The 13,464-nt window shown below is 40.6% G+C and carries 13 protein-coding genes; 10 read left to right on the top strand and 3 right to left on the bottom strand.

From position 1 onward, the window contains the following. The first annotated feature begins 50 nt into the window (after positions 1–50). Positions 51–1,259, top strand: coding sequence for an acyl-CoA dehydrogenase (locus L0B18_RS12070; protein WP_234572035.1), 1,209 nt, complete (start codon positions 51–53; stop codon positions 1,257–1,259). Between the two features lie 138 nt (positions 1,260–1,397). On the opposite strand, the gene L0B18_RS12065 is transcribed toward L0B18_RS12070, so the two are convergent. Continuing rightward, positions 1,398–3,281 carry a peptidylprolyl isomerase gene (locus L0B18_RS12065; protein ID WP_234572034.1) on the bottom strand — a complete coding sequence of 628 codons (1,884 nt, stop codon included), beginning with the start codon at positions 3,279–3,281 and terminating at the stop codon, positions 1,398–1,400. A 142-nt stretch (positions 3,282–3,423) separates the two neighbouring features. Between L0B18_RS12065 and lexA the strand changes: the two genes are divergently transcribed. Then, positions 3,424–4,083: a transcriptional repressor LexA gene (lexA, locus tag L0B18_RS12060; RefSeq protein ID WP_234572033.1), complete on the top strand. Its 660-nt coding sequence runs from the start codon at positions 3,424–3,426 to the stop codon at positions 4,081–4,083. 32 nt (positions 4,084–4,115) lie between these two features. On the opposite strand, the gene L0B18_RS12055 is transcribed toward lexA, so the two are convergent. Continuing rightward, positions 4,116–4,304 (bottom strand): hypothetical protein, encoded by a 189-nt coding sequence (locus L0B18_RS12055; protein ID WP_234572032.1) that lies wholly within the window; start codon positions 4,302–4,304, stop codon positions 4,116–4,118. 180 nt (positions 4,305–4,484) lie between these two features. Between L0B18_RS12055 and rplU the strand changes: the two genes are divergently transcribed. The 4 genes from rplU (at position 4,485) to L0B18_RS12035 (ending at position 7,642) form a co-directional block, all read left to right on the top strand. After that, the gene (gene rplU / locus L0B18_RS12050; RefSeq protein WP_234572363.1) at positions 4,485–4,793 is read left to right on the top strand and encodes a 50S ribosomal protein L21; all 309 of its coding nucleotides are present in this window, start codon (positions 4,485–4,487) and stop codon (positions 4,791–4,793) included. 17 nt (positions 4,794–4,810) lie between these two features. Then, a complete protein-coding gene (rpmA, locus tag L0B18_RS12045) occupies positions 4,811–5,065 on the top strand; it encodes a 50S ribosomal protein L27 (protein WP_234572031.1) in 255 nt (84 codons plus the stop codon). Positions 5,066–5,127: 62 nt separating this feature from the next. Further along, positions 5,128–5,784, top strand: a complete 657-nt coding sequence (locus L0B18_RS12040; protein ID WP_234572030.1) for a fumarylacetoacetate hydrolase family protein — start codon at positions 5,128–5,130, stop codon at positions 5,782–5,784. Beyond that, positions 5,771–7,642 (top strand): M23 family metallopeptidase, encoded by a 1,872-nt coding sequence (locus tag L0B18_RS12035; RefSeq protein WP_234572029.1) that lies wholly within the window; start codon positions 5,771–5,773, stop codon positions 7,640–7,642. Before L0B18_RS12040 ends, L0B18_RS12035 begins: the two co-directional genes overlap by 14 nt. Before the next feature lie 2 nt (positions 7,643–7,644). Here L0B18_RS12035 and L0B18_RS12030 read toward each other — a convergent pair whose 3' ends face one another. Next, positions 7,645–8,025, bottom strand: coding sequence for a RidA family protein (locus L0B18_RS12030; RefSeq protein WP_234572028.1), 381 nt, complete (start codon positions 8,023–8,025; stop codon positions 7,645–7,647). Between the two features lie 175 nt (positions 8,026–8,200). Here L0B18_RS12030 and L0B18_RS12025 point away from each other — a divergent pair, with 175 nt between their 5' ends. Genes L0B18_RS12025 through L0B18_RS12010 form a run of 4 tightly spaced genes read left to right on the top strand, consistent with a single transcriptional unit; the run spans position 8,201 to position 13,091 of the window. After that, positions 8,201–9,526 (top strand): tetratricopeptide repeat protein, encoded by a 1,326-nt coding sequence (locus L0B18_RS12025; protein WP_234572027.1) that lies wholly within the window; start codon positions 8,201–8,203, stop codon positions 9,524–9,526. Between the two features lie 9 nt (positions 9,527–9,535). Then, entirely contained in the window at positions 9,536–10,747 is a 1,212-nt protein-coding gene (locus L0B18_RS12020; RefSeq protein ID WP_234572026.1) for a tetratricopeptide repeat protein, read from the top strand. A gap of 1 nt (position 10,748) precedes the next feature. Beyond that, positions 10,749–11,894, top strand: a complete 1,146-nt coding sequence (locus L0B18_RS12015) for a cystathionine gamma-synthase (protein WP_234572025.1) — start codon at positions 10,749–10,751, stop codon at positions 11,892–11,894. Between the two features lie 18 nt (positions 11,895–11,912). Then, positions 11,913–13,091, top strand: coding sequence for an acetyl-CoA C-acyltransferase (locus L0B18_RS12010; RefSeq protein ID WP_234572024.1), 1,179 nt, complete (start codon positions 11,913–11,915; stop codon positions 13,089–13,091). The last annotated feature ends 373 nt before the right edge of the window (positions 13,092–13,464 follow it).

The following is a 13,464-nucleotide window of genomic DNA, read 5'->3' as shown; positions in this document are numbered from 1 at the left end:
GATAGCTGACGGCTCCACAAATCAATCAAGTGAATTAAATATTATCTGCCATGGCTAAAAACACCTTTAATATCAACGACCCTTACCTTTTTGAATCCGAGCTTTCTGAAGACGATCGGATGGTGATGGAAACCGCCCGGGAATATGCTCAGTCCAAACTTGAACCCAGAGCACTCGAAGGCAATCAGGATGAAATATTTGATATCGAGATCGCCAAAGAGATGGGCGACATGGGACTTTTAGGTGCAACAATTGATCCAAGGTATGGCGGAGCCGGAGTCAGCGAAACGGCTTACGGACTGATTGCCCGTGAAGTTGAACGTGTAGATTCTGGGTATCGCTCATTCATGTCCGTGCAGTCATCCCTGGTAATGTACCCGATTTCCGAGTTCGGGACGGAAGAGCAAAAAGAGCGTTTCCTTCCACGACTTGCAACAGGAGAAATCATTGGTTGTTTCGGATTGACTGAACCTGATCATGGCTCCGATCCCGGCTCGATGACGACCACCGCTTTAAAAAAGGATGGCGGCTGGATTTTAAACGGTGCAAAAATGTGGATTACCAATTCTCCCATTGCCGATCTTGCGGTCGTCTGGGCAAAAGCAAAAGAGAATAAAGATGATGAACCCGTCATTCGTGGATTTCTGGTTGAAAAAGGGATGGACGGATTTTCAGCTCCCGCTACCAAACATAAAATGAGTTTGCGAGCTTCTTCAACCGGCGAACTGGTTTTTGAGGATGTTTTTGTTCCGGATGAAAATGTATTTCCCGATATCCGGGGATTGAAAGGCCCGTTTATGTGCCTGAATAGTGCACGTTATGGAATTGCCTGGGGAGCCGTGGGAGCTGCGGAATTTTGTTATCAAAAGGCAAGACAATACGTTTTGGATCGAAAGCAATTTGGCAAACCGATTGGTGCAAATCAGTTACCGCAAACAAAACTTGCCGATATGCTGACGGATATTACTTCCATGCAAATGTTGGCCTGGCGATTGGGACAACTGAAGGATTCCGGGCGTCTTCACCCAAGTATGGTTTCGTTGGCAAAACGCCATAATGTTGGAAAGGCTCTCGAAATCGCCCGTGTTTCCAGAGACATGCATGGAGGAAATGGTATTACCGGAGAATATCGTGTGATTCATCATATGGTGAACCTTGAATCGGTGAATACCTATGAAGGAACCTATGATATTCATGGATTAATTCTTGGGAGAGAGATTACGGGAATCCAGGCATTTACGCCGAAGGGAAATGAGTGATAAAACAGAGAAAGTTTTAGTTTTCTAAGAAATTCAAAAATTAATCTGCTCTTGAAGATTCTGGGATTGCTGTTTGAATGAAGTAAAACACTAATTCAATCGTTTATGAATCGATTTCTCTGTTTATTTTTTTACCAATCACCTTAAATAAATCTCTGCCTTTAAAACCTTATCCCCAATCTGTATTCGATCCGCTACTTCCATTCCCTTTGTTACTCTCCCAAAAACGGTGTAGTTACCGTCTAAATGCGGGGACCAGTTTAGCATAATGAAGAATTGGCTCCCTTCTGTATCTTGTCCCGAGCTGGCAATTCCAACCATACCACGCTCAAACGATTGAAAAGATGGCTCTGTGGGAAGTCTGTAATCAACTCGCAATTGGTCGTTTTTATCCAGGGTTATATCCCCGCCCTGTACAACAAAATTTCTGACAATTCTGTGAAATGAGATATTGTCGTACTCACCGGCTCGTGTCAGGCTGTCAACTGAAGAAACAGTAAAGGGAGCAGCCAGCGGGTCCAGTTGAATTTCAATTATGCCTTTTTCGGTTTTTAATCTCCAGAAAGGCTGAACACCCATTTCATAGAGACGATTCCAATCAGGAATTCGAAATGATAATTCGGGCCTTTCAAGTGCTTCAAAACGGTCTTGAAACCTGTTTTCAAAAACTGACCTCAGAACGTATGCTTTATCCCATTCTCCGGCCTCTGCAAAAGCTTTGTATAAAGTATGCAAACGCTCATAATCTTCCTCAGTAAACAGATCACTGCTCATCAAAAACATATTCAGAGAAGAAAACATGGTGGCATCACTTTCTTCCAGCACATTTAGTACAATTGCTCTCAGTTTGTTATGAATGCCGGGTTCCTCAACATTCTCAGAGTAGTAAAAAGCAAGAGATTGAAGCGCCATTGATCCGGTAATACCTCCATCATGAACGTCTCTTCTCACTCTTTCCAAGTAGTCATCCGTTGATTCAAACGTGCTAAAAAGCGTGAGTATCCGATCTTTAAGAAATTCATTATGATGACCCAAAAATTCCATTTTGTATTTATACTCCTCAATATCAACTTCATTTTTAATGAGCAATTCCAATGCTTCAATGAACACTTCTCCATCTCGAGTATTTGGAGCAATTTCATTGTTCACAAGGTTAATTAGCTCATCCGGTATGGAGTCGAATCCTTTTAAAGACTGAAGTGATTGTGCTACAACATTATCCACCGGATGTCTCAACAAACGTTTAATATGTGGATGGTTTAATTCACTCTTTTTAAAAAGAGTCATTGTATTCGCCAGCTCTGTGGAGAGTTGAATGGCATGGTTTAGCGTTATATCAGATCTTCGCTCCATAACCTTCATGAAACCAGTTTTTCCGAGAATCCGAACGATGTACTCATCCATCATTGTGGAAAAATGGCCATCGTAGTTATCCAATAGTTTAGAAAAATCATTCATTAAGACAGAACCTTCTGCAGGACGATTAATTGGTGATCGGTAAAATCCGTATAAAAAATTCCGCCAAATGATGGCATGATCTGAATTCATAGCCAGTGAAAATGCCTCTCTTTTTTTGAGATCATCCACCTCTATGCGAGATAAAATTCCGCCCACTGCTTTTGCACACTTCTCACTCTTGAGTAATTGTTCTTTCTTATTGAGCAGTATGTTTAATGTGGTCAAATTTCCCTTTCTGAAAAAGACCTCGCAAACACCTTCAGACCGAATGATACCATCAGCGAAATATTCATTCAAAAACTCAACCTGCTTATCTGATAACGGATGAAAACTAAGTGCATACCACGCGAAAGAGTTGTCATATTGGATAGCGTATTCAAAGAACTCATGAAGATTAGGGGACTTACTTTTAGCAATTGATTTCCAGGCAAGTTTTCGAACATCTTCGTTTTCATGAGTGGTAAAGCTCCACAATCGGTCGAAATTTCTCCCGATTATAGCATCCGCAATTTTTGGATATTCAATTTTGATGATTTCATTTCTCTCCAGTTGAGGTCTTTCCAAACAAGAATTGAATAAAATAAGCGCGCTAAACAAGAGTAAAATCGATCCGAAATTGTCCCTGGATAAAAAAAGGTTCATCTATTGTTTTTATAAAGAGTTCTTTGTTTATTACACATACATCATACATAAAAAATAAAATTCTATGGACAACGCTCAACTTACCCGAAAACAAAAAGAGTTTTTTGATTTCATCATCGACTATAAAAAAGAACATGATGTTTGGCCAACGTACAGGGAAATCGCAGAGGCTTTCAATTACAAATCCCCAAATAGTGTTACGCAAAATATACAGGCATTGCTAAAGAAAGGATACCTAATTAAAACTGATGATGACGAATACGATATTCATCCGAATTATGAAGAAAATCTCGGCCTCAAAAAAAACTCGGGCATTCCTGTTCGTGGTTTAATTGCTGCCGGGTATCTTCAGGAAGCCGTGGAAGCAGATTTGGGGCAAATCACCCTGGAAACTCTCTTCCCAAATATGGATGATATGTTTGCACTCCGCGTTTCCGGAATGAGTATGAAAGACGCCGGTATTTATGATGGAGATTTTGTTCTGCTGATGGACAATGACGTAAAAGAGGGAGACATTGGTGCAGTACTTTACAACGGAGAAACCAGTCTGAAACGGATTTTTTATGATAAAAATGGCCTGAGACTTGAACCAGCAAATGAAGAATACGACGACATTATCATTAAACCGGATGTATTTGAAGAAGTGAGAATCATCGGTAAATACATTGGCCATGTAAACCGAAGCGGAATACACAAGGCGTTACCACGGAAACTGGCTAGCTAATTTGAGCCTAAATCCGTTCATTCCCGAAATGGTTACATCTCATGCATTTTGCTTTTGGTCTCTCGCGACTGTTTTTTCTCGGTAACGAGTCGGCCATTTCCGCCCTTTCGGGATTCAAATAGTTGTGAATCTTTAATCCACGCCCGTCCGCCATCATGCTGAAGCTTTTTGGTGTTCTTATATTTAAAGGCTTGTTTGTGAAGATCCGGTAATTTACTCATAGCAGTTCAGATTATATGTTATTCCATTAAAACTCCGTAGCATATTATTCTAAATATGAATCCAACCGATAGCGTTCGTTGCACAAAAAATCATATTGATACAGGTTTCAATTCATTTGAAAAAACATTATCTTTGGAATCTGTATAAAATTCGAAACAAATAATAAGAAATTGACTGACATGTACGCTATCGTAAAAATTGGCGGGCATCAATATAAGGTTGCTGAAGACCAAACAATTTATGTAAACCGAATTTCTTCTGATGATGAAAAAATCACTTTGGATGAAGTTCTTCTGGTAAAAGACGCTGAAGGAAAGGTTACGGTCGGCAAACCAAGTGTTGAAGGTGCTAAAGTAGAAGCAAAAATCGTTGAACACCTGAAAGCCGATAAAGTGATGGTTTTCAAGAAGAAAAGAAGAAAAGGGTACCGAGTTAAAAACGGGCACCGACAGCCTATTACTCAACTTCAAATCGAAAAAATTTCTTAACACAAGGTTAATCTATTATGGCACATAAGAAAGGTCAAGGATCGACAAGAAACGGACGAGATTCAGAATCGAAGCGACTTGGTGTAAAAAAATACGGCGGTGAAGTAGTCCGTGCCGGAAACATCATCGTAAGACAGCGTGGAACAAAATTTCATCCCGGCGAAAACGTAGGCCGTGGCGGTGATGATACACTTTTTGCACTCATCGACGGTCAGGTTACTTTCAGAACCCGTGGTAACGGTCGTAAATACGTTTCCGTAGAAGAAGTTTAAATTTTTTTAATTTTTTTAAAGCCCTGATAACATTGTTGTCAGGGCTTTTTTATTTTTGGTCTATGAGTTTCGAGATCAAAGAATACCCCTATTTACAATTCGGCTCCATTTACTGCATTGGCAGAAATTATGCCAGGCACATCGAAGAGATGAAAAGTGAGAGAACGGAAGATCCCGTTGTTTTTTTAAAACCCAGAAGCAGTCTGATTTTTAATAAAGACACTATTCTTCTTCCAAAAGAATCCACAAATGTTCATCATGAAGTGGAGCTTGTTTTGTTGATCGGGAAACAGATTCGAAATATTCCTGTTGATGACGCATTAAATTCAATACAAGCGATAGCAGTCGGTATTGATGTTACGGCACGTGATATCCAATCAAATGCAAAGAAGAATGGTTTACCCTGGGCATTATCAAAGGGATTTGACAGCTTTGCACCCATTGGCAATTTGGTTGAATTTACTACAAAATTAAATCTCCAAGATCTGGATATTCAGGTGCAAGTAAACGGTGAACTTCGACAGAGCGGAAATACATCGAATATGCTGTTTTCGGCGGATGAGATAATATCCTACTTATCTCATCAGTTTACACTCTATCCGGGAGATCTAATTTTTACCGGCACACCGGAAGGTGTCAGCCCCATTGTTAGCGGAGATACCATTAAAGCATCTATAGGAAATCAATTTTCGACGTTAGAAGTATATGTTCGCGCGTAATCTGAAAATCTTGGTATTGGTTCTTGGCCTGTTGATGCTGGCAAATAGCCAGATCATGTCTCAGCCTCTCCCCTTTTTGGAAGATTCTGTAACATACGCGTGGCCTACGGATGCTACCCATCAAATTTCATCCACTTTTGGAGAAACCCGATCAGCGCATTTACATGCCGGATTGGATATCCGAACCTGGGGACAAGAAGGATATAACGTCTTCGCAACCCGTGACGGCATAGTCTATCGAATTGCCACCGGTCCGCATGGATATGGAAATGTTGTCTATCTCAAACATAAAGATGGATCTTACTCTGTCTACGCCCACCTTAATCGGTTTGAACCCGAACTCCAGGCATTTGTAGATTCAATTCGAATGACTGATTACTCCTCAGCAATTGATGAAATTGTTGAAGCGGATTCCATTACTTATAAAAAAGGCGAAGTCATTGCTTTCTCAGGTTCTACCGGAATCGGCCCGCCACATCTCCATTTTGAACTCCGAACCCCGGATCACGAACCATTCAATCCACTTCTGACAAATATCAGGGTTACAGATAATATCCCTCCCGTATTTCGACAACTTGGCATTGAATTCCTGGACTCAGGTTCCTTGAAACCCGATGGATTCGAAATTATAAATGCCCGAAGAAATGGTAATCTATATGATTTTGGAAGTGTTACGGTCAATCAACCCATTGGTCTTGCTGTAAATGTTCATGACCGTGCCAATCAGACCCCAAATGTCTATGCCGTTCATACACTGACATTGGTTTATGAAGCGGATACACTTTATCATTCCAGTGTGGATCAGTTTTCATATGAAGAAACCGGACAAATGTTTTTAGACCGGTCTTACTTGATGTTGGCTCAAACACGCAGGGGATTTCAGCGATTGTACCGTGTAGCTGGAAACAAGCTTCCCATTTATAAAATTTTAAAAAATGAAGGTGTCCTAACGTTTGAAGACGGCACTTATCCACTTCGAATTATCGCTTCGGATATTTACGGCAATAGAACCACGGCTGCCGTAACAATTCGTGTGAATAATTATGAGGGACCCGAAAAAATCACCCATGTTCCAACTTATCCGGTCCCGTCACAAACGCAAAAACCATTTGCAATCAGCTGGAACAAAATACTTCTGAATGATGAAACGCCACTATTGGCGAACGCTGAAGATATTGACTTTGAAATCCAGAAGAATGAAACCCCGATTCGCTTCAGTTCTACCTCTTCAATCGAAAAAAAACTCACGCCCGGTGTAAAACAAATTTTTCATACTCCGGATCAGAGATTGTGGGTCGAATTCCCCAAAGATGCACTTTACGACACACTTGATCTTCATTTGGACATCCTTCAAATGGACGATGAAATTCAATTCAATTTTTCGCCGGACAGGCTTCCGATAGATGGACAAATTTATTTCAATTACATTCTCCCTGAAGATTTAAAAGAGAACCCACATCTTGGACTCTTTTCAGCTGACAAGTTCAGAAATCGGCTTTATTTTATGGGAGCCGTGAACTCTGATGGATATATTCGATCATCTATGCGGGAAATAAGCAGTCTTGTGATTATGGAAGATGACACTCCTCCCTGGGTTGGAATGCCGGAATTTGGTAAAAATCTCGCTGGAAACTGGATCGTAAAAATCCCAGCGATAGATCGCCAAACCGGCATAGATTATCGCTCGTCAATCATTACTGTAAATGGGCAAAGGGGAATTGTTGAATATGATCCTGACATAAATTCCCTCAGTTACTACCTCCCCGGATTTACTCCTTCAAAAGAAAATAATATAGAAGCAGAAGTTTTTGACGGCATGGGAAATCGGTCATCAAGAACGGCATCCCTTTCTTTTTAAAATCAGATAAAAGCGATACAACTAATTTCTACCTTCGCGTTTTTGGGTAATGTGCTCACCTCAACTGTCTCTCGTGCAGGCGGATTTTCTTTAAAATAGTTGCCGTAAATTTCGTTGACGATTTTAAAATCGTCCATATTATCCAGAAATATCGAGCATTTAACAACTTTGCTGAAGTTACTGCCGGCTGCGCGTAAAATCTGTTCAATATTTATCATCACCTGTTTTGTTTGGTCTTCAACACTGTCACCAACCATTTCCATTGTTTGGGGATCTAAGGCAATCTGACCGGAACAATACAGAGTGTTATTAATTATAACTGCCTGGCTATACGGACCAATTGCGGATGGAGCTTTATCCGTTTTAACAATTTTTTTCATCATACGTGTTTTTACACCATAAAAATTTCAATTTGAAGATAGATTAACGGGCTTTTAAAAAGCTATTGTAAATTAGCCTGAATTAATGATTTGAAAGGAACCTAATATTGCGGAATCCTCTATATATGGTTACTTTCTACATATTGAATTAAATAAGAAAAACATCACTCATACAAAAATGAAAAGCACTAAAATACTTTTTCTAATACTTGCTCCTTTGGCATTATTTTGGGCGTGTGAAACAGCAGACCCGCTTGTTGACGATGTGCAAGTAGATCTATTTACAGGGAACTATGATGCAGCGCTTGAAACAGTAAACACTGCACTTGCAACAGACTCTGCCAATTATGTTGCACATATGTATAAAGGAATTGTTCTGTCATCACAAGCTTGGGAGATGGATCCACCAAGTTCCAGACAGCCTGTTTATGAAGAAGCAAGAGCTTCATTCGATACTGCCAAATCTTTAATGCAGGAACAACCAGAAACCCCGGCAGAACTTGAAGAATTAAACAACTCTATAGTCTCTTTCTGGGCCGATGAATATAATGCAGGGGTAAGTATTCAGAATGATGACAGCCTCTTTAATGCTACTGAGAACCCATATGAAGCTTCTCTTGAGCACCTTCAAAATGCTACTATCATCAACCCCGATAGTGCAATGACTTTTCAGGTTATATCATCAACCTATTTTCAGTTAGACCGGGTTGAAGAAGCTATTTCAAGCTATGAAAAAGTTATGGATCTTCTCGATAAGCCAACTCCTGAAGATTATGAATACCTCAACAGCCTCTATCTCTACAACAACCAGTACGAAGAGGCTATTCAGTTATCACAAGAAGGCCGTGAAATGTATCCTGAGGAGTCGATGTTTGTACGCTTTCTCGCCGATGCTTACATCCAGTCAGGTGAAAGGGATCAGGCGATTTCTTTGGTAGAGCAATTAATTGAACAAGAACCAAATAACCCACAATACAGACGGGTACTTGGTACTCAGGTTTACCAAAGCGTTGAGCGTATTTCTAATGACGTATCTGACTTGTACGAAGAACTTTTCGAATTGAGACAAGCTGCAAGAAATCAACGCGGACAAGAACTTGAGCAAACACAAGCTGAAATTGAAGAACTTCAGTCTGAAATTGATTCTAAAGAACAAGAAATTGACGAATTGACCGGTATTGCTATTCGTGAAATGTCGAGAGTAGTTGAGCTTGAACCCGATAGTGAATCAGCCAACTTCATTCTTGGAATTATTTATCAGAACCGTGCAGCCAACTTATTTGAGAGAAGAAATAACACTACCGACAATCAGGAAGCTGACAATTTTGATGAAAGTGCAAAAGAAAATCTGAGAGAAGCCATGACCTATTATGAAAGTGCTGCCGAAATCAACCCGGAAAACCCGGAAAACTGGCAGTCTCTCTTCCAGGTATACACGGCTCTTGGAATGGAAGAAAAGGCTGAAGAAGCCATGCAAAAAGCAGGAATGGATAACTCCAACTAATTTTTTTCTATGATTTATCGATTTACCCGAATGTCAAGTCTCGTACTTGCATTCGGGATTTTTTTTAGTTTTTCATGTAGTAATCTCAAAAATACCGAATCAGATGGTTCATCGAATTCCGATATAACATCTCTGCAGGAACAGATTCGGGAAATCAATCGGGAGATTTCAGAAAACCCGGAGAATAGTGAACTTCCGGTTGAAAAAGGCAATTTGCTTTATCGTTACTCTCAAACCATTTCGAATCCGGCAAATCGCCAACCTGTTTATTCGAACATCAGAGGTATTGCGGATAACTATTCGGCTCAGTTTGTTGCCGAGTCCGGCCAGCTAAATGATATTTTATTAAAAGCCTGGCGAGATGAACAAACCAACGGCATTAAAAAGCTCCAGGAAAATGCTTCCGAACGTTCGGAGGAAGAAGTGACAGGAATTGTTGCTCATTTTGAGAACGCTATTACCCTTATGCCGGATAGTCTTAAGACGTACAATGTGCTGGCAACAACTCACTACCAGCGCGGGAATTTGAGTGATGCAATTGAAATACTGGAAACAGCTGACAATCGAAATCAAGTGGAAAAACCAGAGGTGAAAGAAAAACTGGCATATTTATACCTCGAATCCGGTGATTTAGTTGAGGCTGAAAATCGTTACAGGCAACTTGTTGAAGGCCATCCGGACCAACTACTCTATCATCATGGTTTAATAAACGTTCTGATATTGAGCGACAGGCATGAAGAGGCCATTGAACGTTTGGAAGAGCTCTCGGAAGAATATCCCACCCGTTATAATTACCAGGAATCTCTTGCAACCGAACTCTATTATCTTTTTAAAAACCGAACGGATCAATATCTGCAAAGTAGTGAAGGCCAACTTTCAGAGAGCGATCGCGAAGAATTGGCTGAACTTCTCGATTCAGCTCATTCGCTCTTCGAGTCTATTCAGGAATCACTTCCCACAACGGAGGAAGGCATGTTCAGAATAGCCACTTTCTATAAAAACACCTCAACGAGATTGAAAGAACTATCAACTAATTATAATAATGATGAATTATTCACTGACCTACAGAGTGAATATATGCAGTATTCTTTGCCTCTTTGGGAAAGGCTTGCTGAACTGAACCCCGAAAATATGGGATACATCAGCAATCTTTACCAGGTGTATGTTGAGTTGGGAATGAATGAGGATGCAGAATCTCTTGAACGATCTTACAATTTTTAAAATGAAGTTTAACACAAAAGCAATACATGCCGGCCAGGAACCGGAAAAAACATCCGGAGCTGTTATGCCACCGGTATTTCATACATCTACATACGCACAAAAATCTCCAAATGAACACCAGGGTTATGATTACGCCAGAGTAGGTAATCCCACTCGAACAGCTCTTGAAAAACTTATTGCCGGACTTGAAGAAGCTGATGAATGTGCATGTTTTGGCAGTGGAGTGGCAGCTATTGATGCGATCATAAAAACTTTAAAACCCGGAGATCATGTACTTTCTACGAATGATCTGTATGGAGGTACATACAGGTTATTCACACAGGTTTTTGAACCATATGGCATTGAGTTTTCTTTTGTTGATATGACCAACCTTGAGGAGGTTCAGAGCTCTTTAAAAGAATCCACAAAACTCGTTTGGATTGAAACGCCCACCAATCCCCTTTTGCGGGTAATTGATATTGAAGCGGTTGCAGATCTAACAAGAAAGAAAAGTGATGCTCTCACTGCTGTGGATAATACATTTGCCTCTCCCTACCTTCAGCAGCCCCTGTTATTAGGCGCTGATGTCGTTATGCATTCCACTACAAAATATTTGGGCGGTCATTCAGATGTAATTGGCGGAGCTGTTGCTTCTTCCAATGAGGAATTCATGGAAAAAATCCGTTTTCAGATAAAAACATCCGGAGCCGTTCCGGGACCAATGGATTGCTACCTTATTTTGAGAGGCATAAAAACCCTGCATTTACGTGTGCAGCGCTCAGTAGAAAACGCGAAGGCTGTCGTAGATATGTTAACATCTCATCCCGATGTAGATCACGTCTTTTATCCCGGGTTAAAGACTCATGCACAGCATGAAACAGCCGCAAGACAGATGAAAGATTTTGGAGCAATGGTCTCATTTCGTCTCAAAGACGACACCATTGAAAAAGCAAAACAAGTAATGTCCGGCACGAAAATATTCACACTTGCTGAGAGTTTAGGAGGCGTTGAGTCATTAATCAGTCATCCGGCCTCTATGACACACGGCTCCATCCCTAAAGAAGTTCGGGAAAAAGTCGGGATTACCGACTCACTGATTCGGCTCTCCATTGGAGTAGAAGATGCTGAAGATTTAGTTGAAGATTTAAAACAAGCTATTGAATTGTAACCCAAAAGAGAGAAAGAAATGTCTGCTGTTGTTATTGTTGAAGCCAAACGAACACCCATTGGTTCATTTGGCGGAAAACTTTCCTCCTTTTCCGCACCCGATCTTGGTGCTTCCGTTATTTATGAAGTGATTAAAAAAAGCGGAATAAAACCGGATGATGTACAGGAAGTTGTGATGGGAAATGTTTTGTCTGCAGGAATTGGCCAGGCACCGGCAAGGCAAGCGGCCCTTAAAGCAGGTTTACTGGATACAACACCGGCAACAACCGTCAATAAAGTTTGTTCTTCGGGAATGAAAGCCATTATGATTGCGGCTGATCAAATTGAATTGGGTCAAAATGATATTATGGTTGCGGGTGGAATGGAGAGTATGAGTAATGTACCATACTATCTTCGAAAACATCGGTTTGGTTCGAAGTTAGGTCACTCCAAAGTTGAAGACGGTATTCTGATCGATGGCTTATGGGATGTGTACAACGACTTTCATATGGGCAGTGCCGGAGAGATCTGTGCCAGGGAATGCAACATCTCACGAGAGCAGCAGGATGAATTTGCAACCGAATCATACAGACGTGCCATCGCCGCACATAAAGCCCGATACTTTAAGAATGAAATTGTCGCTATGAAAGTCACTGACAGAAAGGGCACTGTGACAAAAATGACAATGGATGAAGAACTTGAAAGGGTTAATTTTGAGAAAATACCTCAACTCAAACCTGTCTTCGATAAAGGAGGAACGATTACAGCGGCAAATGCAAGCAGTATTAATGACGGAGCCGCAGCCGTCCTTCTAATGAGCGAGAAAAAAGCAAAGGAATTGGATTTAAAGCCAATTGCCAGAATTCGAAGTAGGGCAAGTGCAGCAAAAGCTCCGGAATGGTTTACAACAGCGCCTTCTGATGCTATACCCAAAGCTTTAAAAAGCGCAGGTGTAGCGAAAAGTGATGTTGATTTATTTGAAATAAATGAGGCATTTTCGGTAGTCTCTCTGGCAAATAATAAACTATTGGAGCTGGATCCCGAAAAAGTAAATATTTATGGTGGAGCAGTAAGCATAGGTCATCCAATAGGATGTTCCGGTGCAAGAATTGTCGTTACGCTGCTAAACGCCCTGAAACGGACAAATGGCTCGATTGGGTGTGCAGGAATCTGCAATGGCGGTGGTGGGGCATCAGCTTTAGTAGTAGAAATGATTTAATTTGAAGGCATTCAGGGCAAGCTTAGAAACTTGACTTTTTTTGGGTGTGCACGTATTATATTCTCTTAGAGAAAGACATTAAAAAAATTCTTATTTGATCCTTTTTTGGGTACATTTGTCTACATTCTCTTCACCCCTGGAAATGTGTGTTATAAACTCTAAGGAAGCCTATTGTAAAAAGCTACAAGTTTCACTATTCAACAGAAGATTGACTACCTGTGATGGGTTAAACCATTACATTCATTCGTTTAGAATTTTCTAATCAATATTAATCCAGCAGATTGCAATCTTATGGCCGAATGTTGGCGAAACAATAGATCACGTATTATCCGAGTTAACCAAATATTAAATAGAGTTACAGATCCATTTAACA

The sequence above is a fragment of the Rhodohalobacter sp. 614A genome (assembly GCF_021462415.1).
Taxonomy (GTDB): Bacteria; Bacteroidota; Rhodothermia; order Balneolales; family Balneolaceae; genus Rhodohalobacter.
Note: the sequence above shows the minus strand (reverse complement) of the source record. Positions and strands in the feature narration are given on the sequence as shown.

Coding starts and splice junctions, on each gene's coding strand:
- L0B18_RS12025 (WP_234572027.1), top strand. CDS start 8,201: ATGAAAAGCACTAAAATACTTTTTCTAATACTTGCTCCTTTGGCATTA.
- L0B18_RS12020 (WP_234572026.1), top strand. CDS start 9,536: ATGATTTATCGATTTACCCGAATGTCAAGTCTCGTACTTGCATTCGGG.
- rpmA (WP_234572031.1), top strand. CDS start 4,811: ATGGCACATAAGAAAGGTCAAGGATCGACAAGAAACGGACGAGATTCA.
- L0B18_RS12015 (WP_234572025.1), top strand. CDS start 10,749: ATGAAGTTTAACACAAAAGCAATACATGCCGGCCAGGAACCGGAAAAA.
- L0B18_RS12070 (WP_234572035.1), top strand. CDS start 51: ATGGCTAAAAACACCTTTAATATCAACGACCCTTACCTTTTTGAATCC.
- lexA (WP_234572033.1), top strand. CDS start 3,424: ATGGACAACGCTCAACTTACCCGAAAACAAAAAGAGTTTTTTGATTTC.
- rplU (WP_234572363.1), top strand. CDS start 4,485: ATGTACGCTATCGTAAAAATTGGCGGGCATCAATATAAGGTTGCTGAA.
- L0B18_RS12035 (WP_234572029.1), top strand. CDS start 5,771: ATGTTCGCGCGTAATCTGAAAATCTTGGTATTGGTTCTTGGCCTGTTG.
- L0B18_RS12010 (WP_234572024.1), top strand. CDS start 11,913: ATGTCTGCTGTTGTTATTGTTGAAGCCAAACGAACACCCATTGGTTCA.
- L0B18_RS12040 (WP_234572030.1), top strand. CDS start 5,128: ATGAGTTTCGAGATCAAAGAATACCCCTATTTACAATTCGGCTCCATT.
- L0B18_RS12030 (WP_234572028.1), bottom strand. CDS start 8,025: ATGATGAAAAAAATTGTTAAAACGGATAAAGCTCCATCCGCAATTGGT.
- L0B18_RS12055 (WP_234572032.1), bottom strand. CDS start 4,304: ATGAGTAAATTACCGGATCTTCACAAACAAGCCTTTAAATATAAGAAC.